This window comes from Kitasatospora sp. NPDC059673 (genome assembly GCF_042734215.1).
Classification (GTDB): Bacteria; Actinomycetota; Actinomycetes; order Streptomycetales; family Streptomycetaceae; genus Kitasatospora.
This window is the reverse complement of the sequence record NZ_JBHWEN010000013.1, coordinates 65,154-80,800: the sequence shown is the minus strand read 5'-3', so window position 1 is coordinate 80,800 and position 15,647 is coordinate 65,154. Positions and strand designations below refer to the sequence as shown.

Sequence of the window (15,647 nt, the reverse complement as noted above, 5' to 3'; positions counted from 1 at the left end):
GACAGGGCAGGTTGGGACAGTCCGATGCATTCGCCCCGGCCCGCCCGGACGTGGTGTCGCGAGCGGGCCGGGGGCGGACGGTGCGTCAGACTGCCGGGGCCGCTGCCTCCCGGAGGGTGCCGGCGGACAGCAGGAGGCGGCGGTCGACACCGATCTCGGCGAGGAACCGTTCGTCGTGGCTGACCACCAGGAACGCGCCCTTGTAGGCGTTCAGTGCGGACTCCAACTGGCCGACGCCGACCAGGTCGAGGTTGTTGGTGGGCTCGTCGAGCAGCAGCAGTTGCGGGGCGGGCTCGGCGCACAGGACGCAGGCCAGGGTGGCGCGCAGCCGCTCGCCGCCGGACAGCACCCCGACGGGGAGGTGTGCGCGCGGGCCGCGGAACAGGAACCGGGCGAGCAGGTTCATCCGCTCCGCCTCCGGGCGCTCGGGCGCGAAGGTGGCGAAGTTCTCGGCGACGGTGCGGTTCTCGTCGAGCAGGTCCAGGCGCTGCGAGAGGTAGGCGATCCGGCCTTCGCCGCGCCGCAGTTCGCCGCCGTCCGGGGTGAGCGCGCCGGTGATCAGCCGCATCAGGGTGGTCTTCCCGGCGCCGTTGGGGCCGGTCAGCGCGATCCGCTCGGGGCCGCGGACCACCAGGTCGAGGCCGCCCGGGGCGAACACCTCGGCGCCGTCGAGCCGGACCTGCAGGCCGCTGCCGTGGAACAACGTCCGGCCGGACGGCACCTGGGTGTCGGGCAGTTCGAGGCTGAGGCGCTGCTCCTCGCGCAGCGCCCGCCCGGCCTCGTCGAGGCGGGCCTTGGCCTCGTCGACCCGGGCGGCGTGCACCTGCCCGGAGCGGCCTGCGGCCTCCTGCGCGCCGCGCTTCATGTTTCCGGCGAAGATCTTCGGCAGGCCGGCGTTCTTCAAGTTCTTCGCGGCGTTGCTGGCCCGCTTGTCGGCGCGCTCGCGGGCCTGCTGGAGCTCGCGCTTCTCCCGCTTCAGGTTCTGCTCGGCGTTGCGCACGTTGCGTTCGGCGACCTCCCGCTCGCCCCGGACGGCCTCCTCGTACGCGGTGAAGTCGCCGCCGTACAGCCGCAGTTCGCCGCTGTCGAGTTCGGCGATCCGCTCCATCCGGTCGAGCAGCGCGCGGTCGTGACTGACCAGAAGCAGGCATCCGTTGAATTCGGACAGCACGTCGTACAGCCGGTGGCGGGCCGCCAGGTCGAGGTTGTTGGTGGGCTCGTCGAGCAGCAGCACGTCGGGGCGGCGCAGCAGTTGGGCGGCGAGGCCGAGGGAGATCACCTGGCCGCCGCTGAGCGTGCTCAGGCTGCGGTCGAGGGCGAGGTGGCCGAGACCGAGGCGGTCGAGCTGGGCGCGGGTGCGCTCCTCGATGTCCCAGTCGTCGCCGATGGTGGCGAAGTGCTCCTCGGCGACGTCGCCGGACTCCACGGCGTCCAGCGCGCGGATCACACCGGCGATGCCGAGCACCTCGGCGACCGTGAGTTTCCCGGTCAGCGGGAGGGTCTGCGGCAGGTACCCGAGAGTGCCGGCGACGGTCACCGAGCCTGCGGTGGGCTTGAGTTCACCGGCGATCAGCCGGAGCAGGGTGGACTTGCCGGACCCGTTCGGGGCGACCAGGCCGGTGCGGCCGGTCGGCACGGTGAACGACAGGTCGTGGAAGACCGGGGTGTCGTCCGGCCAGGAGAAGGACAGGTTGGAGCAGACGACGGCGGCGTCGGACATGGTGAAGAGACCTCGAAGGTGCAAGAGGGCAGGGAACGGCCACGGCGAAGCGGGCCACTGCCCAGGGGGACGGGCGAAAAAAGGGGTCGACGAAACGGACCACTCCGGCAGCGCTCCTGTGCGCCGGCCCGGTGGCCGTCAGATCCGGATCTCACCCGGAGATGTCGTCGTCACCCGCCACGTCTCTGTCCTTCGTCCCACGCGAATTCGCGTACCTACGGTGTCGCGGCGAGTGTAGCGCTTCCGCACGCCGGACGTCGCACCATTTTTCCCGCGGGGCATTTTCGCGGCAGGCACGTCCCGTTGGGCCGGTCGGGGTGTGCGGCGACGACGCCGGGCGGTGCGGCCCGGCCGGGCGCGCTGCGCCGACTACCGTGGCCCCGACCACCGGACGGACCTCAGGGAGCGGGCATGGCTGCGGACGACCGTCGCGAGCGCTTCGAGCGGGGCATGGAGGTCCTCTCGCGCATCGACGGCGAGGCGGGCGAGCGGGTGGTGGCGGCGCTGGCGGACGTCTCCCCCGAACTGGTGCACCAGATCGCCGCCTGGGGCTTCGCCGAGATCTACTCCCGTCCGGCACTGGCACCGCGCGACCGGCAACTCGTCACCCTCGGCATGCTGACCGCGCTCGGCGGCTGCGAGCCCCAGGTCGAGGTCCATGTGAACGCCGCGCTGAACGTCGGCCTGACGCCTCAGCAGATCGTCGAGGCCCTGCTGCACGCCGCCGCGTACTGCGGGTTCCCCCGGGCGATCAACGCCACCCTCGCCGCGAAGCGGGTCTTCGCCGAGCGCGGCCTGTTGCCCGTCCGCGAGGAGTGAAGCCGGAGTTCACGGGTGGCGTGGGCGGCCCGATCGCGTCGCCGCAATCCGTGGCGGGCTCCCCAGGGGAGACCGCCCGATGTCCGAACAGGCCGCCGAGCACTGGGAGTTCACGGACCACGGGTCGTGGACTGCGGGAGCGACGCCGTTGCCGAGCGGATTTCCGAGGGCTGACGTTCCGTCAACTACTTGATCACGCACCGGCCTTGGCGTGGGCGAGTTTCTGGAGGTGGCGTTCGGCGGCGCGCAGCTTGCGGCCGTCGGGGCCGGGCAGGTGGGCGCGGAGCTCTATGATCTCGGGGGCGATGCGGATCGCCTCGGCCGGGTCCTTGACGGCGCGCCAGCACGCCTCGGCGTTGGTGGCGGCGCGCTGGGTCTCGGGGTGGTCGGGGCCCTCGGTCTGCAGCAGTGCGGTGGCCACCTGACGGTACAACTCGGCGGCCAGCACGGGCAGTCCGGCCACCCGGGAGACGTGCGCGCGGACCTGTCGGACTTGGAGCACCGCCGGGGCGAGGCTGCCGTGCGCGGCGACCGCCTTGTTCTCCAGGGCGAGCGCGAGCGCGGCGGCGGTGGCGTGGTCACCGGCCTCGGCGGCCCGGACGATCTGGCCGATCGCCTCCAGGTAGTCGGTGGGCGGGGCCTGCTCAACTGCGGCGGGCGCGGTCGGCGCGGCAGCGGCGGGCGCGGCTTCGGCAACCGGCGCGGGGGTCTTCTGCGCCAGCGGCACCGTCGCCGCCAACGGGTCGTGCTTGACCGCCGGCTGCGGCTTCGCCAGTGGCACGGTGGCCGCCAACGGGTCGTGCTGGACCGGAGGTTGGGGCTTCTCCAGCGGCACCGTCGGGGCCGTCGCCTCAAGGTCGGGCAATGGCAGGGTGCTGGCCAGCGCGCTCCCACCGGGCAGCGGAACGGTCGCCGCGAGCGGGTCGAACCAGGGCCGCTCCCCGGCCGGTTCGGGCAGGGCGGTGGACGCGGCAGCGGGTGCGGGCGCGGCCTTGGCGAACTGCACGGCACGCGGATCGGCCGGTGCGGGCGCGGCGGCGAACGCGGGCTCGGCGGCGGGCGCGGCCTTGGCGAGCTCGACCGGCGGCGTGGTGGCGGCTTCGGCGGGGAGGTCCTTGCCGAGTCGGACGGTGCTCTCGGGCGCAACAGGCAGCTCGGCCCCCTTGCCGAGATCGACCACCGGCGTGTCCGCCGGCACCATCGGCACGCCGCGCACCAGCGAGACGATCATCCGACGCCGCCCGGGCGTCGCGGGGACACCGGCCTTGCGCAGCGAGACCAGCACGCGCGGCGTCCAGCCGGGCGCGAGCCGGGGCCGGGCCGGTTCGGCGGGGCGCACGGCAGCGGAGGCGGGCGGGGCGGCCGGGGCCGGTGGCGCGACGGGCCGGGTGGTGGCGGGGTCGGCGGGGCCGATCTGCCGGGCCGTGTTGCGGAACCACGGCCGCTCGCCGGGGTGCGCGGTGATCACCACGGCGTCGGGGCGCAGCACCGAGTGGACCTGCTGGCGGACGAGTTCGGGGGTGAGCAGCTGGTCGGCGCCGGGGCGGCCGCGGTGCAGGGTCTCGATCAGCGCGCGGGTGAAGGTGCCGAGCTGGTCGGGGTCGTGGTTGACCACGGCCCACAGCGGCACGCCCTCGCTGAGCTGTTGGCCGGCGGCGGAGACCAGTTGTGGCCACAGCACCGGGTCGGCGCTCAGGTCGCCGATCACCAGGGTGTCGAACTCGTTGACGCGGTGCCGCAGTTCGGTGGCGAGGGCGCTCCACGGGAGGCTCTCGGACGCCTTGTTCTCGCGCAGCGACAGGTACATCTGGTCGCCGCGTCGGTCGGTGACCAGGTGGCCGCCGAGGTGGATCAGCAGCGGCCCGGGGTGGCGGGCGGCGGCGCGCAGGTGGGCCAGCACGGTCTGCGGGTCGTTGGCGCCGGGCAGGTGGACGGCGTCGACCTGGTCGGCGGAGAGCAGGATCTGCGGGGCGACGCCGGCCAGTGCGGCGGACAGCACGGAGGCGTGCGCGGTGCCGCCGCGGCCCCAGCGGCGTCCGCCGCCGTAGCCGCCCTCGATCACCAGGATGCGTCCGCGCAGGCCGCGGCCGATACCGCCGGCCGGTGCGGGAGTTGACGTAGTGCCGGGCGCCTGGACGGCGGGGCCGGCGGGAGCGGTCGCGATGGGCGGCGGCGTCTCGGCGGTGATCACCGGGATCATGCTGGTCCAGCCGGTGGTGACCGGCGCGGGCGGCATCGCGGGCGGCGGTGGCACGGGCGTGCCGCCCGCCGGGGTCGGGGTGGGTGCGCCGGTCCGGTTGCCGCCGGGGGTGAGGTCCGGGGGCGTCGTGTTGACCCGCAGGTTGACGGAGGTGGCGAACGGGTCGTTCGCGGGCGGCGGTTCGATGCCCTGCTTCGGGCCCGGAGGCTGGGTCGGCAGCTTGAAGGTCTCCTCCAGGTCGGCCGCCGCCGGCCCGTCCCCCGTCGTCGATGCCACATCAGCCACCGTCAGGTCACCGCCCCCGTCCGCCGCCTGCGCGACGTCGTGCCCGCTTGCCATGGTGCCCTGCACCACATTTCCGATCCCGGACACGATACGTGCTCGGCGGGTGGCCGGGCCAGGGCGGGTGGCGCGGCCCGCCGCGACCCGCGCTGGTCGGCGCGGGTGCCGGGCGCGGGCCGCTGGGGTGCTCAGTAGGTGACGGTGATGCGGCGGGCGGGTCCGTCGACCCGGATCAGGCCGCCGTAGGGGACCACTTGCTGCGGCTGGGTGTGGCCGAGATCGACGTCGAACACGGCCATGGTGTCCGGCGCGTACACGTCGAGGGCGCGCAGCACGGCGTCCCGCTGCTCGGCGCGGTACTGGGCGCGCTGCTCGGCGTTGTTGGGCTGCTCGAAGGACCAGGCCATGGCGCGGCCGAACAGCAGGGCGGGGAACTGGCGCAGCAGTCCGCGTTCGCCGAGGTTGCGCAGGATGCGGTGGACCTCGGTGCCGGACGGCATCTCCTCGGAGGTCTCCAGCACCAGCACGCAGCCCGCGTACGCCTCGGCGGGCAGCAGGCGGTCGGCGGCGGCCATCCAGTGCAGGATCTCCAGGTTGCCGCCCCAGCTGACGCCCTCGACCACGCGGTCGGCGCGGTGCCAGTGGGTGGCGGTGGCGGGTTCGCCGGCGGGCAGCTGCTCGAAGGTCGCCGGGTCCTCCCAGCGGCCGAGTTCGGTGCTGACGTCCTCGGCTTCGCGCAGCTCGAACTCGCCGCGCTCGAACAGTGCGGCGCGCAGCGAGGCCTCGGTGAGGGGGTGCAGTTCGCCGGGCCGGCCGAACTCGGTCATCACGGCGCCGCCGTGGTAGGAGACCACCCCGTGCCGCCACAGGAAGTCCAGCAGGTTGGTGTTGTCGCTGTACCCGAAGAACGGCTTGGCGTGGGCCCGGAGCAACTCCCCGTCCAGGTAAGGGATGAGCCTGAGCTGCTCCTCGCCGCCGATGGTGGCGATCACGGCGGTGATGCTCGGGTCGGTGAACGCGGCGTGCAGGTCGGCGGCCCGCTCCTCGGGGCTCGCGCCGAGCTTGCGGGTGGTCGGGTACTCGACCGGCTCCAGTCCGAACTGCTCGCGCAGGCGGCGCAGTCCGAGCTCGTGGGGCAGCGGGAACATGCCCGGCCCGGCGAAGGACGGCGAGAGGACGGCGACCTTGTCACCGGGGCGGGGCTTGGGAGGGTACATCGGCTGGTCTGACATGGCGTGATGCTAGCCAAGGCCGTCCGTCGTGCACGAGCCGATTTCCGGCGACGGCCTACCGTTCCATGCTCGGACGCCAAGGCCACTGAAGCAGCAGGGAATTGACGGGCCGTCAGTTGCGTTCCTGGACACAGCGGGCAGCAATGTCAGATGTCCAGCAGGGTCTTGCCGAGGGTGGCCCGCGACTCGATGGCCCGGTGTGCGTCCGCGGCCTGCGCCAGGGGGAAGCGGCGGCCGATGACGGGGCGCAGCCGGTGGGCGGCGGCTTCGGCGAGGACGTGGGCGGTGGCGGCGCGGATGGCCTCCGGGGTGGGGCGCAGGCCGAGGACGGTGATGCGGCGGGCCTCGATCTCCTCGGCCGAAAGGTCGGTCCAACTTCCGCCCGCCAGGCCGTAGTTGAGCAGGCTTCCGCCGGGGCGGAGCAGGGTGGTGGCGGTGCGGCCGAGGGTGCCGCCGACGCCGTCGAGGACGAGGTCGACGGGGGCGGTTCCGGCGGTCCAGTCGGGGCGCAGGTAGTCGAGGGTTTCGGCGGCGCCGAGTTCGGCGGCCAGCGCGAGTTTGGCGGGGCCGCCGGCTGCGGCGAGCACGTGCAGGCCGGCGTTGGCGGCGAGTTGGACCAGCAGGGTGCCGACGCCGCCGGCGGCCGCCAGGACCAGGACGCGGGCGCCGGGGGCGGGTGCGGCGGTCTCCAGCAGCAGGCGGGCGGTGCGGCCGTCGGCAAGCAGTGCGGTCGCGGCGTCCAGGGCGAGCCCGTCGGGGACGAGGTGGAGTCCGGCGGCGGGGACGGTGGCGCGTTCCGCGTAGCCGCCGCTGCCGCCGGTGGTGGAGATGACGCGCCGTCCCAGCAGTTCGGGATCGACGCGGGGTCCGACGGCGGCGACGGTGCCGCCGACGCCATTGCCGGGGATCATCGGCAGCGCACCGGTGAACGGCCCGAACCCGGTGGCGCGGAACTGGGTCTCCACGAACGTCAGGTTGGCGTGCGCGACGTCGATCAGGACCTGCCCCTCCCCCGCCACCGGGTCCGGCGCCGCGCCCGGCACCAGGACCTCCGGCCCGCCGAACTCCCGCAGCCACACCGCCCGCATCGCGCCTCCGCCCTTCGTCCGGCCGGGCGTTCCGGCCGCCCGCCCATCGTGCAGGTTCAAGCGCCCTTGAGGTCAAGGCCGCCTGCGGGCCTGTCCTCGCGGTGTGCGAGCATGCCGGGCATGGACGTGAACACCTTCTGGGACCTGGTGGAGTCGACCCGGACCACCTCGCCCTGCGACCGCGCCGAGCTGCTGACCGAACGGCTGGCGCAACTGTCGCTGGACGAGGTGCGGGAGTTCCAGCTGCGCCTGGACGAGGTGCGGGCCCCGCTGGACACCGTGGCCACGGTCGCGCTGGCGAAGCTGATCGGGCCGGGCTTCCTCAGCGACGACACCCTGTGGTACTTCCACGCCTGGCTGATCGGCCTCGGCCGGGAGGCCCACCGGCTGGCCGTCCATGACCCGGACGCGCTCGCCGACCTCCCCGAGTTCCGCACCCTGGCCGCCCAGGACGAGCGCTTCGTCCCCGACTGGGAGGAGCTCGACTACTGCGCCGCCGGTGCCTGGGAGGAACTGACGGGCGAGGAGGACGGCCTGGAGGAGGCGCTGCTCGCCGACGGCCACGAGAGCCCGCTGAACGCGGGACCCGTGGGCGAACTCTGGACGGCCGAACAGACCACGGCCCGCCTGCCGGGGCTCACCGCCCTGTTCGCCCGCTGACGCCCCGTCAACTCCGTCCGAACGTCCGCCTATTGTCAATCCTCGTGACCAATATCGACGATCCCGCGTGGCGCGACAACCCCCGCTTGAACGACTGGCTGACCGCCGCGCGGGAAGCATTCCCCACCTGGTCCGAACTCACCGGCGGGGGCTGGGACTTCGGAACGGACTCGCTGCCCCGGCTGGAGCGGGCGATCCGGGAGCGCTACCCGGACCGGGAGCAGGCGGCCGCGAACTGGGACGGGCCCTTCCTGACGGCGGCGGCGTGGTATCTCGGCGAGGTGCATGTCCGCAACTACGGTGCGCTGTGGCACTGTTCGCCCGAACCGCGCCCTTTCCTGGGCCGGGAGGTCCATCCGCTCCTTCGACTGCCGCTGGAGGCGCTGGACGATGAGGAGGCCGAAGAGCTGGCCGAGGCGGAGGAGTTGTGCGAGGACGACTTCCCGCTGTGCGGCCCGATCGACGCGGTGATCGCGGCGGCCGGCCCGGATGCGACCGACCGGCTGACGGAGACCCTGGAGGGGTACGCGTTCTGGGAACCGGCCGTCGAACGGGCGCTGGAGCTGGCCCGCACCCGGCCCGCGCAGAATCCGGGCAGCCGGCCCCGGCCCGACGCGCCCGGAGTGCTCGACCCCGGCCGGCCCGGCCAGGACCTCGCGCGCTGGCTGGCGGTGCGCGAGGAGGCGTTCCCGCTGTGGGCGCGGGCCACCGGCCGGGAGGGTGAACTCGACTTCTCCGAACGCTCGTTGGAGGTGCTGGAGGAGGTGCTGCGGCAGCGCGTCCGCGCCCTCGCCCTGGACGACAAGCTGGACGTCATGGAGGCGGTGGAGCGCCACGGACTCGGCCATCTGCCCGACGTCCTTCGCCTGTTCGACGACCCGGTCTTCGACTGCGCGCTCTGGTACCTCGGCGAGACCGGCTGCCGCGCCCGGGGCGCCCGGTGGCTCCCGCTGCGCGCGAACCTGGACGTCGCCCCCCTCACCTGGCGCCGGCTGGCGGTGGCCCGGATCGACCGCCGGATCGGCCCGCGACTGGAGCTGACCACCGCCGTGCACCGCTGCCTGCGCGAGCGCACCGACCCGGACGACGGCTACCGGCCACTGCACCACGCACTGTCCGACCTCGGCTGAACTCCCGTCACTCCAGCGCCCGTTCGATCGCGTGCCGGGTGAACAGCCGGGCCTGCTCGGCGCGTTGGGCGCGCCGCTCGGCGGTGAGCGGCAGCGGTGTGCCGTAGCGCCGGGCGACGATGTCCGCGACCAGCTCCAACGGGGCGCCGAGGGACGGGAGTCGGGCGATCGCCTCGCGCTTGGTGACCAGGCGGCTCTCGCGCAGCGCGATGGTGGCGCGGGCGGCGATGACCGGACCGAAGTCCACCCAGATGTCGCGCTGCCAGGGGGCGGGGCGGGCAGTGACCGGGTACCAGTAGCCGCGCAGGTCGGCGCGGAGGTGGGCGTGCAGCTCCGGATCGCCGACCGGGGGCAGCAGCGCGTCCGGGGCCACACCCGCCAACCGCAGCCCGCCGTCCAGGAGTTCGCGCCGGGTGACGGGGGGGACCGGCCGGTCCATCGGCTCGCCCTGGGCGAAGGTGAAGTGGTCGGCGGCCGGGTCGGCGAGCGCGTCCTGTGGGAGGTACGTGCAGTGCAGCTTCTCCGCGCCTGGCCGCCCGGCGATCAACTCCTGGTGCAGCACCGACAGTTCGGTGCGCAGCCGGGCGTCGGGCGCGGTCGTCAGGACGGCGATCAGGTCGAGGTCGCTACGGCCGTGCCGGTAGTCGCCGAGCGCCAGCGAACCGTGCACCCACAGCGCGGTGACGGCGGTGACGGAGCGCAGGCGGGCGGTGAACTCCGCCAGCAGCGGGGCGGCGAGGGCACGTTGGGCCGGGTCGGACGCGGCCTGTTCGGCGGCGGTGGGCAGGGCGGCGACGGGATCCGGAAGCGTCATGGCCCCGACTCTTCCACGCCGCCCACCCGCTCGTCCCGCTCTCCCGCCCCGCGACGCCGGCGTGGCGCTGCACCGGCGCGGCGCACCGCTGGCGCACCGCTGGCGCGGCGCACCGACGCCGTGACGCCGCCGACGCCGTGGCACGCCGCCGCCGTGGCGCGCCGCCCGGGTTCGCCGGGCCTGCGGGGCTAGCGTCGGGCGCACAAGGCCCTGACCAGCGACGAAAGGTGTTCCCCGATGGCGGAGAAGATCAGCACGTTCCTGTGGTTCGACAACCAGGCCGAGCAGGCTGCCGAGTTCTACGTGTCGGTGTTCCGCGATGCCCGGGTGACCGGGGTGAAGCGGTACTCGGAGGCCGGTCCGGGCCCGGCGGGCAGCGTGATGCTGGTGTCGTTCGAACTGTTCGGGCGGGAGTACCGGGCGTTGAACGGCGGGCCGATGTTCACCTTCAACGAGGCGATCTCGCTCCAGGTGGACTGCGACGACCAGGCCGAGGTGGACCGGTACTGGGAGCTGCTGACGGCGAACGGCGGGCAGCCCGGCCAGTGCGGGTGGCTGAAGGACCGCTACGGCCTGTCCTGGCAGATCGTGCCGCGCCGACTGATCGAGCTGCTGGACGACCCCGACCCGCAGCGGGCGCAGCGGACGATGACCGCGATGCTCGACATGACCAAGCTCGACCTCGCCGCCCTGGAGGCCGCGGCCGACGCGGGCCGCTGATCCTACGCAACCGGCGGCTGATCCGACGCAACGGGCGGCGGCGCGTCCGAACAGGTGCCGACCAGTCCGACGCCGTGGGACGCAGCACCACGGGCCGCGGGCGCCAAGGACGCCAAGGACCGTCCTGTCCTTGGCGCCCGTCAACGGCCCGAGCGAAGCTACCCCACGCCGACCGTCCGCTCAGCCTCCGGTGAGGAGGTCGCGGAGGAGGGCGACGGTGTCGGGGTCGAGGTCGCGGCCGGTGCGGCGGCTCAGCGCGTCCAGGCGGTTGACGGCGCGGACGAGCTGGTCGCGGGCGCCGGCCGAGGCGTACGCGTAGAACAGGTCGCGGTGCAGGAGTTCGACGTCCGGGGCGACGGCGAGGGCGCGGAAGATCGCGGCCTCGGCGGTGCGGTGGTCGCCGTACTGGAGGCGGCGGGCGGCGAGTTCGTGGGCGGTGTCGACGATCGCCGCCAGCATGTCCTGCCGTTCGGTCTCCGCCCAGCCGAACGTCCCGGCCGGGGACTCGGCGAACGGGGCGCCACGGACCAGGGCGAGGGCGTGGGCGAGTGCCGCGTCCGCGGTGGTGGAGGTGGAGCGCATGCCGCGCCGGTACAGGCTGCGGAACTCGTCCCAGTCGCAGCCGACCGTCGGCGCCAGCGTGTACGTCTCGGCGGGCTCGGCGGCCAGGTAGTCGCGACCGTCCGGGGAGGTGCCCAACCAGGCGGCCAGGGCGGCGAGTTTGACCGGCAGCGGTTCGGCGAGCCGCTCCACGGTGGCCTTCGGGTCGAGGTGGGCGGCACCGGGGTGGATGTCCCGGTCGATCACCGAGTGCTCGGAGCCCGGGCGCAGCGCCAGGTACGCGGCGAGCTCGGTCAGCCGGGGACGGCCCGCCGGGTCGATGCTGCCCGCCACCCCGAGGACGTCCACCGGGCCGAGCAGCCGGATCCGCGGCGCGGAGCGCAGGTGGTGCGCCTCCGGGGACCGCAGGATCGCCAACAGGTCGTCACTGTCGGTCCGGGCGGCGGTGCTTCCGGGCCGCGCGGACGGCCGGGCGGCGGCGCTCGCGGCGTGCGGGCCGGGTGCCTCGGCCTGGTCGTGGATCGGCGCGGGCTCGGGCACGGCCGGTACCACGGCCGGGGCGGGGATCGGCACGGCGGGCGCAGGGGCGGGGGCCGGGGCAGGGGCCGGAGCGGTCTCCACCGGCGGGAGCTCGAAGTACTGCGTGCTGTCCACGATCGGTTCCGCGACAGGTTCCGGGGCGCTCTCCGGCGGCGGCAGCTCGAAGTACTGGGTGCCGTCCGCGACCGGCTCCACCACCGCTTCCGGCTCCACCACCGGTTCCACGGGCGGGAGTTCGGCGGTGTCGGCCGCGTCCGGTTCGGGCTCGACGGGGCTGCCGACCGGGCTGCCGACCGAGCCGCCGACGGAGCTGTCCACCGGCGCCGGGTACCCCCCGAGGCGCGGATCGACCACGGTGCCGTGCGGCGGAGTGGTCGCCTTGCGGGCCTGGCCGTTGGCGGCGTGCCGGGGCTCGGCGGGCGCGACGGGGGTGACCGGGGTGACGGCGTACGGGTTGGTGGGCGCGGTGGGGACGAGCCCGGCGAACGGGCTGCTGCCGGTGGGCACGACCCGGGCCAGCAGGCGCGGTCCGGCCGCGTCGCCCTCGGTGGAGGCAGTGGCGGGCTTGGCCAGTGAGAGCGGTGCCGGCGCGTCCCCGGCGTGCTGCTGCGCGCCGCCGGGGCCGCCGAGCAGGGCGATCAGCCGGGCGTCGAGCGAGGTGTCGGCGCGTTCCGGCGCGGCACCGTCCGACTCGAAGCCGAGCGGCCCGGGGTGGGCGGCGATCGCGGCGCCGACGGTGGCCAGCGCGGGGACGGCGGGGAGCGGGATCTCGGCCTCGTCCTCGGGGCCGTTGTGCGGGCCGTCGAGGGTCCAGTCGGGGGCGGGGTGCTGGGTGAAGTCGCCCGAGGCGCGGACGAGTTCGCCGAGCTGGTCGTACTGTTCGCGGCTCAGGCGCTGGAGTTCGACGCTCAGGTGCAGGCCCGGCAACGTGGTCTGGCCGGTGGCGGGCAGCGTCCAGCGGGCGACCGGTCCGGCGCCGCGTTCGGGCGCGCGGGTGAGGACGGCCAGGCAGGTGCGCGGGCGGCCGTCGAGCAGGCGGCCGAGCTCGGCGGGGATGCCACCGGCGGGCGGCTGCGCGGAGAGCACGATCTCCGGCACCCAGGCCTCGTCGGCGCTGCCCCGGCTGCGGGCCTCGCGGGGGCTGCCGGCCTCGGCGGCGACCAGGGTGGCGCGGGCCTTGGCGGTGCGCGGGCCGAGGGCGGCGAGCGCGGCCTCCAGGGTGGCGTGGTGGTGCACCCGGTCGGTGGCGGGTCCGGCGGCGGGCAGGTCGGTGGCGATGCCGACCAGGTGCAGGTGGAGGCGGTCGGCGAGCGGGCTGTGGGCGAGTTCGACGGCGAGGGTGCGCAGCACGTCGTCGGCGTCGTCGGGGTGCCCGGAGAGGTGGACCAGGCGGACGGTCTCCAGGTCGGCGAGGACGGTGGAGCCGTCGGGGCTGTTGCCGAGGGTGACCAGCGCCGGGTAGGGGGCGCTGTACTTGGCGGCCTGCCCGGCGGACAGCAACTCGTTGGAGTCGTCCGGGCACCACCACACGTTGGGGGCGTGCGCGGCCCGGAACGGGGCGATCGGCACGGCGGGTGCGGCGAGGTGCAGTTCGACGGTGCCGGCGGTGGTGATCCGGGCGGCGACCAGGGCGGGCAGCCGCTTGTCGCCGCGGACGGTGTTGCGGCCGAGGGTGCGCAGCGCGCGGTTGAGCAGTTCCAGGCCGCTGTCGTTCTGGCGGGCCTTCAGCTCGGCCTCGAAGCGGCCGGCGGGGGCGGACGGCAGGGCGATCCGGTGCCGGGGGCGGCGGGCCCGCTGCTGGTCGGTGCGGCGGCGGGCGACCAGGCTGATCAGCGCGGCGGCCATCAGCACGCCGACGGTGGAGACCGCCAGCGGCACGGTGTAGTCGTCGCCGTGGCGGGCCTGCTGGTCGCGGACGGCGGGCAGGTTGGCGGCAGGCGCGCTGTCCTGCGGCGCGGGCGTCTCGGCACCGGCGGACGGCGCGGGCGTCTGCTCGGCCGGGTTCTGCGCCGCCGGGCTCTGCGCTGCGGGGTTCTGCGCGGCCGGGCTCTCGGCCACAGGGCTCTGCGCGGCCGGGCTCTCGGCCGCAGGGCTCTGCGCAGCCGGGCTCTGCGCAGCGGGCGCCGAGGGCTGGACGACGGGCACCTCGTCGCGCTCGGGCCGCTCGGGCGCGTGGCTGCGCGGCACCGCCGGGGCCTGCGACGCGGGCGGCGGACCGGCCGACGGTTGACCGGCCGACGGTTGACCGGCCGACGGCTGACCGGCGGGCTGCCCCGCCGCAGGCGGCTGCGCGGCCGGAGCCCCGGGCATGCTGAGCACCATCCCGGGCGCCAGCACGTCCGGGTCGGTGAGCTTCTCGCCGTCGGGCGCGGTGACGCCCTTGTTGGCCTCGAACAGCTCGGGCCAGCGGTCCCCGTCGCCCAGCTCCCGCTGCGCGATACCGGACAGCGAGTCCCCGGAGTGCACGGTGACGGTGGCGTGCGCGGGCGCGCTCAGCCCGGGCGGCGTGACGGCGGCACTCTGCGTGCCCCCACCGGCGGTGGCGTTCCCGCCGCCCGCCGTGCCACCCGCCGCGTCGCCGCCACCGTGCCCGCCGCCCGCCGCGTCGGGCTTGGCGTCGGCGGGCATCAGCAGCCGCCAACCGGGCTGGATCGGCCGGTCGGCGTCGAAGCGGGTGCCGGATTCGTCCATCGGGCGGCCCGCGTTGAGCTTGGCGATCTCGGTCCAGCGTTCGCCGGAGCCGAGTTGGCGTTCGGCGATGGTCCACAGGCTGTCGGCGGGCCGGGTGTCGCGCACCGTGTACGTGGGCTGCTGGGGGTCGGCGGTGGGCGTGGTGGCGGGGGCGGCGGCGGGCAGTGCGGCGAGCGCCGGGGAGGCCGTCAACTGGGCGACGGCGGCGGGGCGTTCGGGGAGTTCGGGGGTGGCGGCGAAGGCCGAGCCGGCCACCGGGAGGAGGGCGAGCACGGAGCCGACCAGGCCGGCGGCGATCCGCTGGCTCCAGCCGAAGGCGGGGATCCGGCGGGCCACCCGGCCGCGCAGCTGGGCGGGGATCTCGATCAGCACGGAGATCAGGAAGCACAGCCAGCCGAGCCAGCCGACGGCGACCAGCAGCCACAGGAACAGGCTGCCGTCGTCGGGGCTGGTGAGGGCCTCCACCAGGCCGCGGCTCAGCGGGTTGCCCATCGCGGCGACGGTGGCGGTGCCGTAGCCGAGCAGGGCGGGCACGCCGATCAGCAGCGCGGCCAGTGCCAGCAGCGAGCCGAGCGCGGCGAGTACCGAGCCGCCGGCGCCGCGCCGCCGGGCGGGGCGCCCGAGCTGCGCGGCGGGGCGCCCGGGCTGCGCGGGCGGGGTGCCGCCGGGGTGCGGTCGCCGCCCCTGGCGGCCCTTGCGGTGCTGGTCGTCGGCTCCGCGCGCGGCCATCAGCCGGTCGTCCCTTCCGTGATGCCGTGCACCAGGGTGGCCTTGCCGTGGCCCTGCACGGGGAGTGTGGTGATGCCGACCAGGCCGAGCAGCGCGGTCGGGTAGTCCGTTTCGACGGTGACGCTGAACGTCTGGAGGTCGTTCGGGTTCGGGAAGCCGATGGCGCCCTTGATGCCGTGGCTGCGCAGGTAGGCGGTGGCGGCCCGTTCGGCGGCGGCCCGGTCGAAGCGGTAGCCCTGGCCGGCCCGCAGCGCGTCGATGTCGAGCTGCTGGCCGCCGGCCCGGGCGGCTTCCTGGGCGAGCGCGTCGGTCCGTTCGACGGCACGCAGCCGGCCGCCGCAGTCGAGTACCAGGCCGACCACGGCCACCAGGCTGACGGCGGTGACGGCGACCATGACCGAAATGCTGCCCCGGTCACGGCAGTTCACGCCTCGTTCGTTCACGGTCCCTCCCCCTGACGT

The 15,647-nt window shown here is 75.1% G+C and carries 11 protein-coding genes; 4 read left to right on the top strand and 7 right to left on the bottom strand.

Features of this window, described 5'->3' with window-relative positions; genetic code table 11:
* Positions 1 to 85 precede the first annotated feature (85 nt).
* A complete protein-coding gene (locus ACFV18_RS17260) occupies positions 86 to 1,720 on the bottom strand; it encodes an ABC-F family ATP-binding cassette domain-containing protein (RefSeq protein ID WP_380483938.1) in 1,635 nt (544 codons plus the stop codon).
* Between the two features lie 411 nt (positions 1,721 to 2,131).
* Here ACFV18_RS17260 and ACFV18_RS17255 point away from each other — a divergent pair, with 411 nt between their 5' ends.
* A complete protein-coding gene (locus tag ACFV18_RS17255) occupies positions 2,132 to 2,539 on the top strand; it encodes a carboxymuconolactone decarboxylase family protein (RefSeq protein ID WP_380483936.1) in 408 nt (135 codons plus the stop codon).
* Positions 2,540 to 2,732: 193 nt separating this feature from the next.
* Here ACFV18_RS17255 and ACFV18_RS17250 read toward each other — a convergent pair whose 3' ends face one another.
* The 3 genes from ACFV18_RS17250 to ACFV18_RS17240 all read right to left on the bottom strand — a co-directional run bounded on the left by ACFV18_RS17250 (position 2,733) and on the right by ACFV18_RS17240 (position 7,401).
* Complete coding sequence (locus ACFV18_RS17250; RefSeq protein WP_380483934.1) at positions 2,733 to 5,078, bottom strand: hypothetical protein; 2,346 nt, start codon at positions 5,076 to 5,078, stop codon at positions 2,733 to 2,735.
* Between the two features lie 131 nt (positions 5,079 to 5,209).
* The gene (locus tag ACFV18_RS17245) at positions 5,210 to 6,253 is read right to left on the bottom strand and encodes a S66 peptidase family protein (protein WP_380483932.1); all 1,044 of its coding nucleotides are present in this window, start codon (positions 6,251 to 6,253) and stop codon (positions 5,210 to 5,212) included.
* 146 nt (positions 6,254 to 6,399) lie between these two features.
* On the bottom strand, positions 6,400 to 7,401 hold the full coding sequence (locus ACFV18_RS17240; RefSeq protein ID WP_380483930.1) for a zinc-binding dehydrogenase: 1,002 nt from the start codon (positions 7,399 to 7,401) through the stop codon (positions 6,400 to 6,402).
* Positions 7,402 to 7,461: 60 nt separating this feature from the next.
* On the opposite strand from ACFV18_RS17240, the gene ACFV18_RS17235 reads away from it, so the two are divergent.
* Positions 7,462 to 8,001 (top strand): DUF4240 domain-containing protein, encoded by a 540-nt coding sequence (locus ACFV18_RS17235; RefSeq protein ID WP_380483928.1) that lies wholly within the window; start codon positions 7,462 to 7,464, stop codon positions 7,999 to 8,001.
* Between the two features lie 44 nt (positions 8,002 to 8,045).
* Complete coding sequence (locus ACFV18_RS17230; RefSeq protein WP_380483927.1) at positions 8,046 to 9,131, top strand: hypothetical protein; 1,086 nt, start codon at positions 8,046 to 8,048, stop codon at positions 9,129 to 9,131.
* A 7-nt stretch (positions 9,132 to 9,138) separates the two neighbouring features.
* Here the strand turns inward: ACFV18_RS17230 and ACFV18_RS17225 are convergent, their stop codons facing one another.
* Complete coding sequence (locus ACFV18_RS17225) at positions 9,139 to 9,945, bottom strand: nucleotidyltransferase (protein WP_380483925.1); 807 nt, start codon at positions 9,943 to 9,945, stop codon at positions 9,139 to 9,141.
* Positions 9,946 to 10,182: 237 nt separating this feature from the next.
* Here ACFV18_RS17225 and ACFV18_RS17220 point away from each other — a divergent pair, with 237 nt between their 5' ends.
* On the top strand, positions 10,183 to 10,665 hold the full coding sequence (locus ACFV18_RS17220) for a VOC family protein (protein ID WP_380483923.1): 483 nt from the start codon (positions 10,183 to 10,185) through the stop codon (positions 10,663 to 10,665).
* Between the two features lie 180 nt (positions 10,666 to 10,845).
* On the opposite strand, the gene ACFV18_RS17215 is transcribed toward ACFV18_RS17220, so the two are convergent.
* Positions 10,846 to 15,186 carry a BTAD domain-containing putative transcriptional regulator gene (locus tag ACFV18_RS17215; RefSeq protein ID WP_380483921.1) on the bottom strand — a complete coding sequence of 1,447 codons (4,341 nt, stop codon included), beginning with the start codon at positions 15,184 to 15,186 and terminating at the stop codon, positions 10,846 to 10,848.
* On the bottom strand, positions 15,186 to 15,581 hold the full coding sequence (locus ACFV18_RS17210) for a hypothetical protein (protein WP_380483918.1): 396 nt from the start codon (positions 15,579 to 15,581) through the stop codon (positions 15,186 to 15,188). Before ACFV18_RS17210 ends, ACFV18_RS17215 begins: the two co-directional genes overlap by 1 nt.
* Between the last annotated feature and the right edge of the window lie 66 nt (positions 15,582 to 15,647).

What these genes read in the sequence shown, in the direction of transcription:
- ACFV18_RS17225 (WP_380483925.1), bottom strand. Translation starts at nt 9,945, where the DNA reads ATGACGCTTCCGGATCCCGTCGCCGCCCTGCCCACCGCCGCCGAACAG.
- ACFV18_RS17220 (WP_380483923.1), top strand. Translation starts at nt 10,183, where the DNA reads ATGGCGGAGAAGATCAGCACGTTCCTGTGGTTCGACAACCAGGCCGAG.
- ACFV18_RS17215 (WP_380483921.1), bottom strand. Translation starts at nt 15,186, where the DNA reads ATGGCCGCGCGCGGAGCCGACGACCAGCACCGCAAGGGCCGCCAGGGG.
- ACFV18_RS17245 (WP_380483932.1), bottom strand. Translation starts at nt 6,253, where the DNA reads ATGTCAGACCAGCCGATGTACCCTCCCAAGCCCCGCCCCGGTGACAAG.
- ACFV18_RS17255 (WP_380483936.1), top strand. Translation starts at nt 2,132, where the DNA reads ATGGCTGCGGACGACCGTCGCGAGCGCTTCGAGCGGGGCATGGAGGTC.
- ACFV18_RS17250 (WP_380483934.1), bottom strand. Translation starts at nt 5,078, where the DNA reads ATGGCAAGCGGGCACGACGTCGCGCAGGCGGCGGACGGGGGCGGTGAC.
- ACFV18_RS17210 (WP_380483918.1), bottom strand. Translation starts at nt 15,581, where the DNA reads ATGGTCGCCGTCACCGCCGTCAGCCTGGTGGCCGTGGTCGGCCTGGTA.
- ACFV18_RS17235 (WP_380483928.1), top strand. Translation starts at nt 7,462, where the DNA reads ATGGACGTGAACACCTTCTGGGACCTGGTGGAGTCGACCCGGACCACC.
- ACFV18_RS17260 (WP_380483938.1), bottom strand. Translation starts at nt 1,720, where the DNA reads ATGTCCGACGCCGCCGTCGTCTGCTCCAACCTGTCCTTCTCCTGGCCG.